Origin of the sequence: Vibrio barjaei (assembly GCF_001639065.2) — a bacterium.
Classification (GTDB): domain Bacteria; phylum Pseudomonadota; class Gammaproteobacteria; order Enterobacterales; family Vibrionaceae; genus Vibrio; species Vibrio barjaei.
Window position 1 is genome coordinate 115,513 of record NZ_LQXO02000033.1, and the last position, 17,265, is coordinate 132,777.

A 17,265-nucleotide genomic window follows, 5' to 3' on the forward strand; every position below is an offset into this window, starting at 1 on the left:
TGAGTAAACCATCATAGATTACATGGATATCTCAAACAGAGATAAGTGCACATAACAACAAAGGAAGGCAAAAAATGGCATCGGACGGATATAACACTATCGTTCTCGATCACAGGAACAACTTCAAGACAGGCGGTCTCGGAGACGATCATATCTTAGGTAAACAAGGAAATGACACTGTCAATGGCCAACGGGGAAACGATATTCTTGAAGGAAATCGTGGCGATGACAAGGTAAACGGTGAAGGCGGTGATGACCTTATTTTTGGTGGTGTAGGCAATGATACCGTTTCGGGAGGTAGTGGCGCAGACGTGTTCTCTATGAGAATACTTCGAGGAGGTGATAACGTAATTAAGGATTTCGAGTTAGGTGAAGATTCGCTCCAACTGGTCTTCAACAGACGACATTTTGTTTTGGAGAATGATATCGTAGAAGCAAAGCTGTCTTCCAAGTTCGACGGCGATGTTCTTGAGAGCAAGGTAGAAGCTCGTGAGGGCAAAATAGAGGCTAAGCTAGATAGTCAAGTATCGAGAATAACGGATAAACTCGATAAGAAGATTGGTTTTGATTCAGAAAAGGTAACAGATGCGAATAGCTTTGTTGAAGAGTCTATTCAAAATCACATGACGATAACATCGAATGGCAGTGATTTGGTACTTACGTTTTTAGGTGATACTAATTTAGGAACAAGTATTACACTCAACGGCTTAGCTGCGGATCCATCTATTCAAAATCTACTGACGCTGTTAGATGGTCAACCTGATAATGCGGCAATTATCGCTCGACTCACCGACCCTAGTTGTACTTATGGAACAAGTATTGCGGACGAATTACAGGGGACTTCTGAGGACGATTGCATCGATGCTTTAGCGGGTGATGATGTTATATTTGGCGCTGGAGGTAACGATAAAATCAACGGCGGCGAAGGTATAGATACCGTAGGTTTCAGTGGTTCAGTCCTAGATTATAACTTCCAGACTTATGGATTTATAAAGGTAACGGATACTGTAAACGAGCGAGATGGTGTTGATCACCTTTCTAACTTTGAGAAACTTGCCTTTGATGAAGGCACGTTCACTTGGATGCGTGGTCACAACGCTGGTGACAATCTGACCGCGCATGATGGTGTTGATACTATAATGGTTGGCATGCATGGTCATGACACGCTGAATGGTGGCACTGGTAACGATGTTCTTCTTGGCGACAATGGTACGAATTTCCACTATCAGGGAGGAAATGACGTACTGAATGGCGGTGCTGGCAATGACATTTTAGTCGGAGGCGCAGGTAACGATACGCTCAATGGTGGGGAAGGGGAAGATACTGCTGCTTTCAGCGGCTCGGTAACTGAATACCACTTCATGAATCGCTTGACTGTAGTCGATAAAGTCTCTGATCGAGATGGTACAGATCAACTTAAAGAGATTGAAAATGCAGCATTTTCCGACGGCACTTATGCCCTTAAAATTGGGCACAACGCTTATGACAATTTAGTGGCGCAAGATGGTGTTGATACTTTATTGGTTGGTGCTGATGGCGATGACAAGCTTACCGGTGGAACTGGAAATGATGTCCTAATTGGTGATAACAGTATTGAGGACACCTACAATGCCGGGAATGATACTCTAGATGGTGGTGCTGGGAGCGACATCATTCTTGCTGGCGGTGGTGATGACTACATTCGAGCGGATGAATATGCTCCAGCTCATCTTGCTATCCATGCAGAAAGTGACGTAATCAACGGTGGTGATGGTGTAGATACGCTTTGGTACAACGATACTTTCAAGAATGCAGATTCGCTAAACGTAAAGGTTGTTGATGAAGATACCTTTAGCGTTGACACCATGTTGGCTGGCAGCGTTACGTCAACAGACACGGTTACCAGTGTAGAAGTACTATACGGTACTCGTGGAGATGATGTGATTGACTTTAGCGGGCTAGGGCATGGAATGACCTACAACGACAAGTCGAGTGGAGCGGGACAAGATGAGGTTACAGGTTCCGATTACAATGACATTATTAAAGTCATGCATGGTGATGACACGGTTTATGCCAGTAACGGTCAAGATTACGTTGACGGTGGACACGGTCAGGATAAGTTATTGTTCGATGCAGCTACGGCGCATATTCATGTTGAAGCGAATGGCCCTGCCTATAAGCAGGAATATAAGGTTTATGATAGCTCTCTAGTTGTGAACAATGATACGGATATTGATAACGATATATTTACCATCGTTAAAAATGTGGAACAAGTTCACGGTAACGATGGCTATATTGATATCCTATAAAGCTCTAGTTTAAAGAGTGTCGTATGGGCCCTAGATATTTTATCAGGGCCCTTTTTAATGGAGATACTTGTAAAGTTGTCAAAAGGAACGTGGACTTTTACTGTGACTCATTAGCTGAATCTAGAGTCCTGTTCAAAGAAACAATCGGTTCTTTCGGCCCCAAAAACTTCGGCTGAGTATTCATAATATACAAATCCAAAAACGCCTTGGTTCTGGCAAATACTTCTCTCAACCTTACTGAAAACCCTGACTTGGATGTCGGTCCAGACACCGCTAAACACGTTGCATTGATATCGTATGATCGTGCGATAAACAAAGCACGTTCACAGTGAAACTTCTGCGTGATGATTAAGAAGTCATCAGTATCAAAGATCTTTTTGGCGCGAACAATAGAATCCAGCGTTCTAAATCCGGCGTAGTCCAAGTGGATAGCAGGCTCAGGAACTTCTGCTCTCAACAAATCGCGCTTCATTGTCCATGGTTCATTGTATGAACGGTGGGCGTTATCGCCACTGAGTAGGAAATGGGACACTTTACCTTCGTTGTAAAGGTCAATCGCCGCCTCAATACGATGGGAATAGTATTCGTTGAGAGTTCGACCTAGATACTTACTCGTGCCAAGAACGACTGCGACCTGAACATTATCAATATCGTCGATAGAGGTGAGAATACGATCTTCCGCCTGCCAACTCACCCAGCGGTCAATAGACGCGATGAATACGACGAACAAAACAAGTGTATAACAAGCGATACGAAGTGCTCTCTTGAAGAAAGAAAGCACGGTGCTGGATAACAACGTTTCCTTGTTAAATCTAAAGGTCACTAAATCTGACGATTCCTTTGAGCCCAAATACCTATACTCACAAAGCTTAGAACCACGATGGCGAACATCAAGCCTGGTTCTGTATTAACTAATACGTTCTTTAACAATGGGGTGGCTTTAATAATGATCAACCCATAGCCAAATGCATTGAGTAGTATAAAGCAGACCGTCCGAATTACGAAATTTGTATCTCGCAATGCGTTTCTCAAAAGGCGGTTGATATCCGCACCTAGTACGACAAGAGAACATGCGATTAGTGCCGTAGAAACTTCAAAAAGATAAGGAGCAATAAAGCGTCCTCCCGGAGCGAAAAAATCGAGCATGTCAATGTCCCTTGCTGCAGTATAACGATAGAAATGAGCTGACTATTAAACAAAAAAAAGGCTCTTGTAAACAAGAGCCTAAATGTGATGTCGATTCAGATTAGAATGCTGAACGTTTGTATTTACGGTAAACCGGCTGCCAGAAGTTGTCGTCAATAGCTTCACGCAGAGTTTCATCTGAGCGTTCTTTAGCCACTCCTTGTTCAATAGCTTTTTTCGCCACTGCGTAAGCAATTTTCTTAGACACTAAGTGAATCTCTTCAAGTGGTGGTAACAATTGACCTGAGCCTTTCTGTGCAAGAGGAGAACACTCTGCAAGAGCACGACTCGATTCCATCAACATTTCGTCTGTAACGCGTGATGCTTGCGCTGCAAGTACACCTAGACCAATACCAGGGAAGATGTAGCTGTTGTTGCATTGCGCGATAGGGTAGGTTTTACCTTCAACAACAACTGGGTCGAATGGGCTGCCTGTAGCAACCAATGCCTGGCCATTTGTCCAACGTAAGATGTCATTTGGTGTCGCTTCAACACGGCTAGTTGGGTTAGATAGCGGGAATACGATTGGACGGTCGCAATGTTGATGCATCTCTTGGATGATCTCCTTGCTGAATAGACCAGGCGCACCTGACACACCAATAAGAACCGTAGGTTTGCCATTACGAATGACATCATGTAATGAGAAGCCTGAGTTCTCTGATGTCCATTCTTTGGTTTGTTCGTGTTTTTGTACCAGACGTTGTTGGAAGTCGAGTAGGTTAGGCATGCCTTCTTGTAGGAGCCCCCAACGGTCAACCATGAATACTTGAGAGCGTGCTTGTGCATCACTGATGCCCTCAGACACCATCTGCGCGATGATCGCTTCAGCAATACCACAACCTGCAGAACCTGCGCCTAAGAAGGTGACTCGCTGTTCTGAAAGCTTGCTACCTGCTGCTTTACATGCTGCAAGTAGAGAGCCTACAGTCACCGCTGCCGTACCTTGAATGTCATCGTTGAAACAGCAGATACGATCCTTATAACGTTCAAGTAACGGCATTGCATTTTTCTGTGCAAAATCTTCAAACTGAACGAGTGCATCTGGCCAACGACGTTGAACCGCTTGAATAAAGTCTTCTACAAACGCTCGGTATTCATCGCCAGTAATACGCGGATGGCGCCAGCCCATGTACATTGGATCCGCGAGACGTTGTGGATTATTCGTACCAACATCAAGAACAATAGGCAGTGTATAAGCTGGGCTGATGCCGCCACATGCTGTGTACAAAGCCAGTTTACCGATAGGAATGCCCATACCACCAATCCCTTGGTCGCCCAGTCCTAGAATACGCTCCCCATCGGTTACAACGATTACTTTTACGTTGTGGTTACGTGCATTGTTTAGCAAATCGTCAATGCGATCACGATTTGGGTAAGAAATGAAAAGACCACGACCACGGCGATAGATGTTGGAGAAGTTCTCACACGCAGCGCCCACAGTAGGCGTATAGATAATCGGCATCATTTCAGAGATATGGTTCTGTACTAAGCGATAGAACAAAGTTTCGTTAGTATCTTGGATGTTACGCAGATAAATATGCTTATCCATATCGCTTTCAAAGCTGGTGTATTGCTTGTATGCGCGATCTACCTGTTCTTGAATTGTTTCTGTTGTTTCAGGTAGAAGCCCTTCAAGGTTAAAGGACATTCTTTCTTCAGCAGAAAATGCACTGCCTTTGTTCAAAAGTGGGGTACTGAGAAGTGCAGGGCCCGCGTACGGGATATAGAGCGGTCTTTTGTTGTTGTTCATTAGGTTACCTGTCTAGGAACAGTCATTTGGGATTGGGAACAATTTGCGGGTTAATTTAACACAATTACACACTCTAAGCGATGACGAAATGTTAACTATTTGTATTCGGTTTGCGGTAAAACGCGAAGTGAGTCGAATGTTAATCTTGCTATGGGTATACTCCTTCACAACGACCTTGAATAGCAAAGCAAAATGACAGTCTTACCTATTGATTCTATTGAACAAGAATTTAAGCAAGCCCTGAAACAATCACACCTTATCGTTGAAGCTGAAACGGGTTCAGGAAAATCGACGAGACTGCCTCTTTGGTCGATGGAGCAAGGACGAGTGCTGGTGGTAGAGCCGAGACGAATTGCCTGTACATCACTGGCAAGTTTTGTTGCGCATGGACTTGGTGAAAAGGTTGGAGAAAGCGTTGGTTATGCTATCAAGCTTGAAAACTGTTATACCGAGGCGTCAAAAGTGGTGTTTGTCACGCCAGGTGTCGCCTTGAGATGGTATGCGGAAGACCGCCTGAAAAGCTTTGATGTGGTTATTGTGGATGAGTTTCATGAGCGACGGTGGGACACCGACTTACTGGTTTCAATGTTAAAGCGCAATCAAACCCATAAAACAGTGATTACTTCGGCTACCATTGAAGGTCAAAAGCTAGCTGACTACTTTGATGCCGAGCGCTTGGTTGCACAAGGAAGAGTGTTTGATGTGGCAGTTCAGCACCATCGAAACGACAGTCGACAACTGCCTGATGCAAGGCATCTAGAAACACGTGTAAAAAGTGCGATTGAGCCATTGTTAGACGACCTTGCAGCAGATATCTTGGTGTTTGTTCCTGGGCGAAAGGAAATTCAGCAGGTAGTATCCTCGCTAAAACCCCTTGCGGAGCAGTACGACCTTATTCTCGCGCCGCTGCATGCTTCAGTGACCGAGCAACAGCGTTCTGTTGCGATGTCAGTTCAAGATAAGCGCAAGGTCGTGATTGCAACAAATGTTGCGGAAACCTCTTTGACGATTCCTAATATCGCAGTGGTTGTGGATTCAGGGTTGGAAAGAAGAAATGTACAGCGTAACGGGCAAACTACGTTAATGTTGGCTCATATTTCTAAGGCTAGTGCTGCTCAGCGCTCCGGCCGAGCAGGACGAGTAATGGCAGGGATATGTATCCGTCTTTATGGCGAGCATGCTGCTCTTGATTTGGTCACCCCACCAGAACTTCAACGTGAATCTATTGTAGAGCCTATGTTGGCTGCTGCGACATGTGGGTTAGCTCTTAACGATCTTGAATTCATTGATGCGATACCTGAAAAATCACTTTTAGCCGCCAATGAACAACTATTACAACTTGGTGCGATAGATGACAATGGCATAACCGAGCATGGTAAAAAGCTATACCCGTTACCGATTGATACTATTTACGCTGATTTGGTCACTAAGATGCCTTCACGAGCACTGAAAGAAGCTATGATTGACCTAACTGCCGCACTATGTGCAACAGGTAAGCTGTTTCAGATCACTAGTAATGAAGAGCTACTTGTCAAGCTTGACCTAGAAGAGCCGTTAGGTTGTGACGCTAGTATTCTAATTGGCCTAGTAAGAGGCAAACAATACTCAGGTCTATCGGTCGACCAAGATTGTTTGCGTGAAGCACAAGGGTTATCGGAGCAGATGCGTAGTGTATTTGAATTGCCGAGTCTGGAAGTGGCTTCTCGATATCAACGTGATGAATTGATAAAGCAAATTATCCAAACGAACAACGCCTTGCTGTATGTGAGAAGAGAGCGGCGACGTGACGCTTTTGGTAACGGTTTTGTCGAAGTGCTGTTAGGAAGACAGAATCGAATTAAACCGAAAACAGAAGCAGGGCTGGTATTAGCCACTCATAGTTTACCTGGCCGAGGCGTTAAACAGACGATGACACTGGCCACATTACTTTTACCAGTGGACATAACTCAGCTTAAAGAACTTAATGTTGGGGAATGGGTGAGCGGAGAAACTATCGAGACCGACGAGGGTCTTCAACATTGCGAACATCTGATGTATGCAGGTCGCAAGCTGGCGGAGCGCAGGATTGCACCTGAAGGCGATGTCGCTTTGAAAGCCATCGCTAAATCGATCATTGAAGGAGCTATCTTTCCCACGTTGGCAGAACAGCTTACCGAACGTATGCTGCATTGGAAGCTGTATGTTGAACTAGGTCTATCTGACCAAACCGAGTCGGTATATGACATAACGTTGGAGTCTTGGATAGCTGAACAATTGTCATTGCTCGGTGTAAGTTCATTTGAAGATCTTGAGCTTATTGATGAGCAAGATTTTGTGTTTAACGGTGTTCCAGATTGGGAGTATTCAGATTTTGCAGCTAAGTACCCATTGGTCATTCAGTTAAGTGGTCTGCGTTTAACTGTCGAGTATTTTGGCAAAGGCAAGCTTATACACGTTCACTTCCATTCAGGTTCTCGAAAAGACGATCCTAAACGCAAAGAACTGCCCGCTTGGTCTGGATGGAAAGTAAAGTACAAGAAGGCGAGTCGAGTGTTAGATCTTCGTTGAGTCCGTGATGTTTTACTCAATAAAAGATGGATGAATGCTGCTATTGATAGATGTTCCAGACATAGTTAACCAAGTGGCATTGTGGTGATGTACTTTTGTTCACATTATGTTGCTATTTGGATTTTTATATCACCTTTTGATGCCTAAGTAGGGTATAAAAGATGATTTTTATATATCCTATTGCTATATAAGAAAGTTTGAATAATAGTAGTTGCATAGCATTCTGTAATTGGGAGTGGTTATGTGTGACAAGAAAATATCGCCGGTAGAATTTGATTACACCAGTTTCCTCGGTGCATCTTGTAGTAAAAAATGGACGTTCCTTGAAGCGCTGACTTCTGTAGCGCCAGTGTTTGGCGAAGCGTGGAAAGAGAGTACAAAAAATCAGAATATTGATCCAGATAGCCGTCTTTGGGAGAAAGCGCTGAGTGTATTATCGAGTCGACGAAGTGACGAGTCGAATTTGGTCGCGCTGATGAAAATCGCTCGCAAAGAAAATATCGCGTGTCTTAAGGTTGTTATGCCTTACTCACTAGAATCTGAACAGATTCAGCTTATTCAAGATAAAGGTAACGTGAAAATTGTCGTGATACCTAACGAAGATATATTAATCGCTGAATTTCACTAAATCACGTTGTGCCGTTTAACCAAAAAGGGAGCTTTAAGCTCCCTTTTTGATGTGTGTTGTGACCAGAGATCTAGTCTGTTATGAGGTCGTAGTTGGTACGAAGAATATCTATGATTTCTTGCTTTGGATTGCTGCTCAATTCAATCTTACGACCAGTGATCTTCTCAGCGATACCAACATAAGTTTTGGATACATCCATAAGCGCAGATAGGGGAAGTTCGTTATCGGCTGCAAGAGCTTCGCGTTCTGACATACGCTCTTTGTTTAAAAGGATATCAGGGTCAGGGAAGTGGTTTAGCAGGAACTGGCGGAAGCCTTCTTTTGAGTTCTCTACAATGTCGCCTTCTTGATACGCTTTAGTATCCCAAATGCGGGAAGAATCCGGAGTTCCAACCTCGTCCATATAGATGAGCTTTTCTTCGCCTTTTGAATCGGTAACGTAGCCGAATTCAAATTTGGTATCCACAAACGTTTGATCGATAGCTTCTAAAGCATCACTGATGACGGAGAAGCCTTCTTTAAGAAGTTTTTCGTAGCCATCGATGTCGGCTGCATTCGTAAAATTAAACGCTGCAAAGTTGTCGCTAATATTATCGCGTGTGATGTTTACATCATCTGCTTCAGGGACACCAGGGATACCACGTAATATACCTTTTGTTGAAGGAGTAATGAGGACATTATCCAGTTTGGAGTCTTTCTTTAAGCCTTCAGGTAAAGTGATACCGCAGAATTCGCGCTCACCCTTCTCATAAGCACGCCACATAGAACCGGTAATGTATTGGCGACAGATAGCTTCGATCATTACTGGTTTTGCTTTTTGAACGATCCAAACAAATGGATGAGGAATATCTAGAATATGACTATCCGCTAAACCATTATCTTTAAACAATTGGAACCAGTGATTAGAAATCGCGTTGAGTGCGGCGCCTTTGCCAGGAACACCCCTTAAGTTACCTTCACCTCGCCAGATACAATCAAAGGCAGAAATTCGATCACTGATAACCATAATGGCTAACGGTGCATCTTCTGCAACATCGTAGCCTTTGTCCTTGATTAGGCGGCGGCTATCCTCTTCGGTCAACCAATAAACCGAACGAACCTTGCCGCTATGAACAGGCTTATCAGTGCGGATTGGTAGATCATCGTTTACAGCTAGAACTTGATCAGCGAGACTCATGGAGACATTCCTATCTAATGTTGTGTCGTACAAGGTGCGACGATTGTGGGGAGTGGTAGTACTCTTTGCTGCACGCATCATACCAGAACTATTCGAAGCTGCCAGAAAAATAGCAAACGTTTGCGCAATTTTTATATAAGTTGTCTAAAGAGAGGACAAAAAATACGGTAAGTACTATTGAACAAGTACTTACCGTTATTAAAAAGTGGATTACATGATTAACTTAACGAGTGGTCGGAATATGGATCAATGTAAATAACTGTCTTTACCCAGAAAGATGACTTCGCATTGATGGTCAGCGGCTAATTCTTGAAGTTGATTCTGTTCTGTTACTGAGAAGTCACCATTTGCGATAACAGCACACGCGTTACCTGAGCGGATGGCTTTTTTGACAACCTGATACTGCGACAAATGTAATGAAGCCTTCATCTGAACCATATGATTACCTAGCTTATGAAAGTGCATGATTTGTCCCATTGAAGGGCGAGGACATTCTGCCGTCAACAAAATCCACTGTGGCTTAGAGGCCAGTTGCGAAACCTTTTCAAGTACATCATCCTGAATTCGACGAAGCTGTTGTGACGTTCCTTGATCATCAAAAACTCGGTATTGGTTTGGGACATTGTATTGTGAGTGAATTGTATTGTTGAGCAACATAACCCTGTTCCTTTATACATGCTGTATGTGTATACAGTAGTTATTGAGAGTAAAAAGATCAAGCACTTTCTGCATAAAAAAACGACGGAAAATTTTAAGTTATTGATATTAAATAGTTAAAATTTCGAATGGAATGGTCGACAATCTCATACTTTTTTGTTTTACACAGTTATAAGCCAACAACTACTGTATAAGAACACGGTATAGAGCAATGGTTTTTACTGGGTGACAATAGATAAGGATATTGAGAAACAAAAACGCCTCTCTAAGAGAGGCGCGGTTCCTTTAGGATTGAGCTGACGATCGGTTTCTAAATTCGATTTCTGCTTGATTGAACTGCTTAACGTCCATAATGGCGAAACTCAGACACTTTTCACATGAGTGGTGACATAGACCGTCTATATACTCATGCTTGGTCACAAAACTTGGCGTTTGGCACCAATCACAGAAACCTTCGATAGTGAATGTATGCATTTTTACTCCCCACCCTTATTTGTACGGGTGTTATTATCGGGACGTATTATGACATAAAATTGCATGCAATGTTAAATAAATGTTTCTTAATTTGTTTCAAATGTTTTTCAAGATCGCGATTTTCTGAGAAATTGGGATATCAATGGATCTTTTGAGTGGCTTTTAGATGCTCCACAATGGCTTTGAAAGCAAGGTTTAATTGCCTCATTTCATCATCACTACCCTGAGCATCAGGGTGATAAATACGACACAACTGCTTATAGCGTGCTTTTACTTGCTTCGGTGTTAAGTTGTTAATTTGTCCTTGAGTGAAGCCAAAACGAAGGTAAGCATCATTAAGTGCAGAAGTTGTTGAACTAGAGGCTGTGGATGATGCTCTTTTCTGAAGATTTGCGGCGTTCTTAAGTTGTAATTTGAGCTTAGTGATCAGGTCTTGTTGTTGAGAGAGCCTTGTTTTCATTTCTTGAATAGATGAGTGCCGGTGTTGGCTTGCTGTATTAAATCTCTTGAAAAAGATCAATGCGGCGAAGCAAGCGCTCAACAACATTGAGATATAGATTAGGTGTAATGACCAGTTTATGTTTGAGTTAGCTGATACTGAGTTAGATGTTGTTAGGCTCTTCTGTGTGTCTATGACTGATTGCTCTTGCTGCTTAAGTGCGGCAATTTGCTTTAACTGATGAGCATCGAATTGTTTTTTCAAAGCGAGCGCGTATTCGGCGTCAAACTCGGTTGATTGGGTTCTTGCGAGGTCATACCAAAGCACGGCTTGATCTTCGTTGGCAATATCGATATTAAAATCGCGGTAAAGCCGAGCGATTTTTCCGTAAGTAGAAGAGTCGCCTTCAGCGGCGAGCTTAGTATAGAGTAAAACGGCTTTTGCAGGATTGGATTTTATACCGCGTCCATATTCTAGTGCTTGTGCGTAATTATAGGTTGCTGCGTGATGTCCGTTTTCGCTCGCTTGTTGATACCAGTGAGCCGCTAAACTGAGATCTCTACGCACGCCTTCACCAGTCTCATATGCCAGTCCTAGACGGTACTGAGCTTCAGCATTGTTAAGTTGCGCTTGTTGTTCAAGCTGCGCAATGGAGGCAAGTGAGGAGAATGAAAGTAACAGAACGATAAAAGCAAACAGTAACTTGGAGCATGTCTTTGCCAAGTTGATCCTCATATTTATCGCTCTCCTTGTTGTGTGGTCTTTCTATTTCAGCATCTTTGGTGCTTGAGCGCCGTCAATCGGGCGATTAACCGATACTTTTCGACCTTTTTTCAGCCCAACTTCGTAGTCAGCGGTGATATTTTTCATCGCTTCTTTTAGCTGCTGTTTGAATGTCTCTCTATCGATGTTTTTGAACTCTTTATCGATATAGTTGTTAATTTTATTTGCCGACTCATCATCAGGGGCAATGACAGGCAGTTTTTCTAGCGCGCCTTCTATCCACCCGGAGACAAACGAATTAACTCGTTTTGTCACTTCTGTATTTGAAGTACCAGAGCCTGCGAAGCTATTTCTAAACTGACCCGTTTGCTCATTCATCTCACGATAAATGATATCAAAAGCAAAAGCAGCAAAGATGGCCCGGTCGGCTTCGCCGATAAACTCAACTCGCTTTAGACCTTTATGGTTGAGTAAAACAGCTTCGACACCAAATTTGGTATTGATGCCTCGGATCACGCGCAGCAATGTAGAACTTATCGTTGTAGGCAGTAAGTGCGTCGATTGTGTTTTACCCATCTTAATAAACTCAATATCGTCCTTATCTAGGCCGTATTTGAGCATGAGGCGGTGTGCCATTTTTATGGCATTGGCTGCTTCATTGACGTTCGCTGAGTTACCTAATTCTAAGCACTTAGCAATCTTTTTAAGGGCTTTCTGTTTATCCATCGACAATCTGAGTTCTCTGTACCGCGAAAGAAAAAGGGCACTATTTTAACGATTTTCAGCTAAAAGGGGAAGGGTAGAAGGTGCTGGGTGGGACTCTGAGCGGTAACTCGAGTCCCAAAAGAAATAGTAGAGCCGCCGCTTAAATACCTAGTTCATCGAGCAAATCTTGATTGTCGTTTTCTGGTTTGGTATCTGTACGCAGTTTTTTGGCTGCGATGGCTTGTTCAATAATGGCATCTGGGCATTCATCTGGTTGAACCTCAAACTCTTCCATTTGAATAAACTCGGTTTTGTCCATAGCAAATTCAAGATAAAAAATGTTGTTGTTAGCAGTAGAGAAAGTAACTCGACGGGCTTGAGGTCGTTCTAAGTTGGTGTCGACTGACAGAACCACTTGCTTGTTGATCGACAACATTTTCGGTTGGTTTTGGGTAATGTTGGTTTGCAGTTCTTTGCGAACTTTGTTGGTGAAGTCGCCGACAAGCTGATTCATGAGTTCGCCGAGGACATCGCCAACTTCATCTGCATTGTGGTGGATTGCGAGCTCTTCCTCAGGCATACCCATGTGACGCATATAATTGCTGTAAACTTCAAGAGCTGCTTGTGAAGTGAAATTAATAACCACTAAACCCGAGAAACCGCCATCAAAGAGGACGAAGCAGCCAAAGTCTGGTTTTAACGTGGTTTTGGTGATTTTCTGAACCATTGCAGAGTATGTCACACTTGATTGTGTAGCAGAGGTCAAAACAGTTGAAACGGACTGACAGAGTTTTAACAGAATATCTTCGGTGGTGATTACTTTGGTTTTTTTCATTATTGATTACTTCGTTTAATCATTTCTTCCGTGGTTAAAGGAGTGTGTCACGAAGCAAACCTCTTGAAAAGGCATAAACCATAGTCAATCGCTATGACTTTCCGATTTGATCACATTTTTAATTGTTGTAAAGTGTCCAGTACCTATAAAATCTATTCGGTTTCAGCTACGTACAACAATTAAAGCGCGTTTATTTAAACGACCATGCGACTAAGTAGGTGAACTTTTTATTTTACATACACTCCTTTGCTGAGCGGATCAGCAGAATTAGGGGCAGGAAGCTAAATGTTACCAAGATTACACTCTCAAACCGATATTAATCCCGCCGTAGTGGTTTATCTGAAACAGCTAGAAGCTGAAGGGTTTACCGGGGATATTGAAACCCAGTATTCGAGTCGCCTTGCCGTTGCAACGGACAATAGCGTTTACCAAAAATTGCCGCAAGCGGTAGTACATCCAAAAACAACAGCAGATGTACAGCTTATAGGTAAACTTGCTAATCAAGAAAAATTCGCGGCTATTGCCTTTTCTCCGCGAGGTGGGGGTACAGGAACTAATGGCCAGTCCTTGACGTCAGGCATTGTTGTCGATTTATCCCGACATATGAATCAGGTTCTTGAGATTAACGAACAAGAAGGGTGGGTGAGAGTTCAAACTGGTATTGTAAAGGATGCGCTAAATGATGCAGTGCGCCCTTATGGTTTTTTCTTTTCCCCAGATCTTTCTACCAGTAATAGGGCGACGCTGGGTGGAATGGTCAATACCGATGCGTCCGGTCAAGGCTCATTAAAGTACGGTAAAACATCGGATCACGTGCTATCGCTGCAAGCGGTGTTTGCTGACGGTTCGCTTTTGGAAAGTGACGGTTCATTGAATCAGCTAGAGCAAGACAGTTTCGCTGCCAATGCATTGCAGGTTGCTGAACAGGTATGTAAGCAAAACCGAGTACTGATTGACGAAAAGTTTCCACCATTAAATCGCTTCTTAACCGGCTATGATCTAAAAAACGCTTATGATCCAAAGACAGAGAGTTTCAATGCTACGCGAATTCTTTGTGGTGCAGAAGGTTCACTGGCATTTATCACTGAAGCTAAGCTGAATCTTACACCAATACCTAAAGCTCGTACTCTCATCAATGTAAAGTACAACAGTTTTGACGCTGCATTGAGAAATGCTCCCTTCATGGTTGAAGCGAATGCATTATCTGTGGAAACGGTTGATTCTCGCGTATTGAATCTGGCCAAGCAGGACATTGTTTGGCATACAGTGAGCGACCTAATTAGTGATGTTCCAGGCAAAGAAATGCAGGGCATCAATATGGTTGAGTATGCGGGACAAGATGAAGAGGAAGTGACCCGAGCGGTAGCTGCTTTAACTAAAAGCCTAGATGAAAAACTAAAGACAGAGCAGGATGGTATCATTGGTTACCAAGTGACCAGTGATGTTGCTAGTCTTGGACGTATTTATAACATGCGTAAGAAAGCGGTTGGCCTCTTGGGCGCCGTGAAAGGAAGCGCGAAACCAATCGCGTTTGCTGAGGATACTTGTGTGCCACCGGAGAACTTGGCTGACTTTATTGCCGAGTTTCGCGATTTACTCGATGGGCACGGTTTGAACTATGGCATGTTTGGTCACGTGGATGCAGGTGTCCTCCATGTAAGGCCCGCGCTTGATATGTGCGACCCTGAACAAGAGTCGCTGATGCATCAAATTTCGGATGAAGTTGTCAAGCTTGTCGCCAAGTACGGTGGCCTTATGTGGGGGGAGCACGGGAAAGGTTTCCGTTCTGAATATGGCCCTGACTTCTTCGGTGAGCAACTGTTTAATGAACTCAGACGCATTAAAGCCGCGTGTGATCCGTTGAACAAAATGAACCCTGGTAAGATATGTACTCCGTTAGAGAGTACGGATGAGCTTGTTAAAGTCTCGGATGCCAAGCGAGGAACATTTGACAGACAGATCCCTATTGAAGTTCGTGATAGTTTTGCCCAAGCAATGGAATGTAACGGTAATGGTCTGTGCTTTAACTATGACACCGCTTCGCCTATGTGTCCTTCTATGAAAGTTACTGCAGACCGACGTCATTCACCAAAGGGTAGGGCTGGCTTAGTGCGCGAGTGGTTAAGACAGCTATCGGAACAGGGCTTCGATGTCCTTGAGTTAGAAACCAATATTAATCGCTCAAATAGTGCGAAAGGGTTAATTGAGAAGTGGCGTAACACGTTTAATAAACGTCATGAATATGATTTTTCCCACGAAGTATATGATGCCATGAATGGCTGCCTCGCTTGCAAAGCGTGTGCTAGCCAATGTCCAATTAAGGTTGATGTACCAAGCTTCAGAGCTCGATTCCTAAACCTTTATTATTCAAGATATCAAAGACCTGCTAAAGATTATTTAGTGGCAAATATCGAGACACTACTGCCATATATGGCCAAATTCCCCAAGGTGGTTAATTTCGGATTGAATCAGAGAGTTGTACAGACGCTCACGGAGAAAACAGTTGGCTACATTGACGCGCCGCTTCTTTCTGTTCCTACTCTCAAACAACGTTTGAAATCGCAACCTGTTGCTCAGTTTAGCCTGGAGCAGTTACAGGGCATTCCTGCGAGTCAACGCAGTGACTATGTATGCATCGTCCAAGACCCTTTTACCAGTTTCTACGATGCTGAAGTGGTCGAAGATTTTGCCAAGCTAATACTCAAAATGGGTAAGAAACCGGTGTTGTTACCTTTTAAGCCCAATGGCAAAGCAGCTCACATTAAAGGTTTTTTGAGTCAGTTTGCAAAAGGGGCAAAATCAACGGCGGATTTCTTAACACAGGTGGCTCAGTTGAACATTCCATTGGTTGGAGTCGATCCCGCCCTCGTGTTGTGCTACCGCGATGAATATGTAGAGATTCTTAAAGACGAACGTGGGACATTTGATGTGTTAACCGCTCACGAATGGCTCATGCCTTTGGTACAAGACAAAAACGCTCTTGAGATGGTGGATGAAGCGGATTGGTATTTGTTCGCGCACTGTACAGAGAAAACCAAAATGCCTAATGCGGAAAAAGAGTGGGGTGCTATTTTCCAACATTTTGGCGGTCGACTTACAACAGTACCTGTAGGTTGTTGTGGTATGGCAGGAACGTTTGGGCATGAATCGGACAAGCTGCAAATGTCGAAAGATATTTATGGCTTAAGTTGGCAACCAAATTTGGACAAGTTGCCAAAAGATCGCTGCCTAGTCACAGGTTATTCTTGTCGAAGTCAGGTAAAAAGGTTTGAAGATGTGAAGGTCAAGCATCCTGTACAGGCTCTGCTACAACTACTGAACTAACTGTTTGAAGCGCCCCAAATTGGGGCGCTTCTATTATTGATAAAGGAATAATCAATGAAAGCGCTTGAACTAAAAATCCCCCCAGTACTCCTGTTTATCCTGTTTGCTGTTTCGATGTATGCACTAGCCGCTATTGATAATGGTTGGCTATATATGCATATTCCGCTTAAATCGATTTGGGTTACAGCACTGTTTGTTTTTAGTGGCTACATGGGTATTTCAGGCGTACTTGAGTTTAAGAAGGCTAAAACAACGGTTGATCCGACTAAGCCGAGTAAAGCAAGCAGAGTGGTCGACACTGGTATTTTTTCGAAAACTCGAAACCCGATGTATGTTGCTTTATTTACGTTGTTATTGTCTTGGGGTTTTTGGTTAGAAGATGGGTTGAGCCTGCTCTTGTCGATGTTTTTTGTACCGTATATGAACCGTTTTCAGATTAAACCCGAGGAGCGGGCATTGGAAAAAATATTTGGTGATGATTATCTTTCGTATAAAGCGAAAGTGAGGCGTTGGATATAGAATTGCAAATGATA

14 protein-coding genes are annotated in these 17,265 nt (G+C 43.4%); 5 read left to right on the forward strand and 9 right to left on the reverse strand.

The window, feature by feature from the left end:
* Positions 1 to 74 precede the first annotated feature (74 nt).
* Positions 75 to 2,288 carry a calcium-binding protein gene (locus AWH66_RS15535; RefSeq protein WP_063606228.1) on the forward strand — a complete coding sequence of 738 codons (2,214 nt, stop codon included), beginning with the start codon at positions 75 to 77 and terminating at the stop codon, positions 2,286 to 2,288.
* A gap of 97 nt (positions 2,289 to 2,385) precedes the next feature.
* Here AWH66_RS15535 and AWH66_RS15540 read toward each other — a convergent pair whose 3' ends face one another.
* From AWH66_RS15540 to AWH66_RS15550, 3 genes are all read right to left on the reverse strand, one after another.
* Positions 2,386 to 3,138: a SanA/YdcF family protein gene (locus AWH66_RS15540; protein ID WP_394629107.1), complete on the reverse strand. Its 753-nt coding sequence runs from the start codon at positions 3,136 to 3,138 to the stop codon at positions 2,386 to 2,388.
* Positions 3,111 to 3,434, reverse strand: a complete 324-nt coding sequence (locus AWH66_RS15545) for a DUF3392 domain-containing protein (RefSeq protein ID WP_063606229.1) — start codon at positions 3,432 to 3,434, stop codon at positions 3,111 to 3,113. Before AWH66_RS15545 ends, AWH66_RS15540 begins: the two co-directional genes overlap by 28 nt.
* 100 nt (positions 3,435 to 3,534) lie before the next feature.
* Entirely contained in the window at positions 3,535 to 5,223 is a 1,689-nt protein-coding gene (locus tag AWH66_RS15550) for an NAD-dependent malic enzyme (protein ID WP_006070785.1), read from the reverse strand.
* 192 nt (positions 5,224 to 5,415) lie between these two features.
* On the opposite strand from AWH66_RS15550, the gene AWH66_RS15555 reads away from it, so the two are divergent.
* Together AWH66_RS15555 and AWH66_RS15560 are read left to right on the forward strand one after the other, a co-directional pair.
* On the forward strand, positions 5,416 to 7,770 hold the full coding sequence (locus tag AWH66_RS15555) for a DEAD/DEAH box helicase (RefSeq protein ID WP_063606230.1): 2,355 nt from the start codon (positions 5,416 to 5,418) through the stop codon (positions 7,768 to 7,770).
* 241 nt (positions 7,771 to 8,011) lie between these two features.
* The gene (locus AWH66_RS15560; RefSeq protein ID WP_063606231.1) at positions 8,012 to 8,398 is read left to right on the forward strand and encodes a hypothetical protein; all 387 of its coding nucleotides are present in this window, start codon (positions 8,012 to 8,014) and stop codon (positions 8,396 to 8,398) included.
* A gap of 70 nt (positions 8,399 to 8,468) precedes the next feature.
* Here AWH66_RS15560 and AWH66_RS15565 read toward each other — a convergent pair whose 3' ends face one another.
* From AWH66_RS15565 to AWH66_RS15585, 6 genes are all read right to left on the reverse strand, one after another.
* Positions 8,469 to 9,575 carry a phosphoribosylaminoimidazolesuccinocarboxamide synthase gene (locus AWH66_RS15565; RefSeq protein ID WP_063606232.1) on the reverse strand — a complete coding sequence of 369 codons (1,107 nt, stop codon included), beginning with the start codon at positions 9,573 to 9,575 and terminating at the stop codon, positions 8,469 to 8,471.
* A 246-nt stretch (positions 9,576 to 9,821) separates the two neighbouring features.
* Entirely contained in the window at positions 9,822 to 10,232 is a 411-nt protein-coding gene (locus tag AWH66_RS15570) for a hypothetical protein (RefSeq protein ID WP_063606233.1), read from the reverse strand.
* A gap of 285 nt (positions 10,233 to 10,517) precedes the next feature.
* Entirely contained in the window at positions 10,518 to 10,706 is a 189-nt protein-coding gene (locus tag AWH66_RS25455; RefSeq protein WP_006070780.1) for a hypothetical protein, read from the reverse strand.
* 139 nt (positions 10,707 to 10,845) lie between these two features.
* A complete protein-coding gene (locus tag AWH66_RS15575; RefSeq protein WP_063606234.1) occupies positions 10,846 to 11,880 on the reverse strand; it encodes a J domain-containing protein in 1,035 nt (344 codons plus the stop codon).
* A 30-nt stretch (positions 11,881 to 11,910) separates the two neighbouring features.
* Positions 11,911 to 12,594 carry a DUF2786 domain-containing protein gene (locus AWH66_RS15580; protein WP_038230272.1) on the reverse strand — a complete coding sequence of 228 codons (684 nt, stop codon included), beginning with the start codon at positions 12,592 to 12,594 and terminating at the stop codon, positions 11,911 to 11,913.
* Between the two features lie 139 nt (positions 12,595 to 12,733).
* Positions 12,734 to 13,408, reverse strand: coding sequence for a DUF3334 family protein (locus AWH66_RS15585; protein ID WP_063606235.1), 675 nt, complete (start codon positions 13,406 to 13,408; stop codon positions 12,734 to 12,736).
* 285 nt (positions 13,409 to 13,693) lie between these two features.
* Here AWH66_RS15585 and ydiJ point away from each other — a divergent pair, with 285 nt between their 5' ends.
* Together ydiJ and AWH66_RS15595 are read left to right on the forward strand one after the other, a co-directional pair.
* Entirely contained in the window at positions 13,694 to 16,732 is a 3,039-nt protein-coding gene (gene ydiJ / locus AWH66_RS15590) for a D-2-hydroxyglutarate dehydrogenase YdiJ (RefSeq protein ID WP_063606236.1), read from the forward strand.
* 54 nt (positions 16,733 to 16,786) lie between these two features.
* Positions 16,787 to 17,251 carry a methyltransferase family protein gene (locus AWH66_RS15595; protein WP_063606237.1) on the forward strand — a complete coding sequence of 155 codons (465 nt, stop codon included), beginning with the start codon at positions 16,787 to 16,789 and terminating at the stop codon, positions 17,249 to 17,251.
* Positions 17,252 to 17,265: the final 14 nt, after the last annotated feature.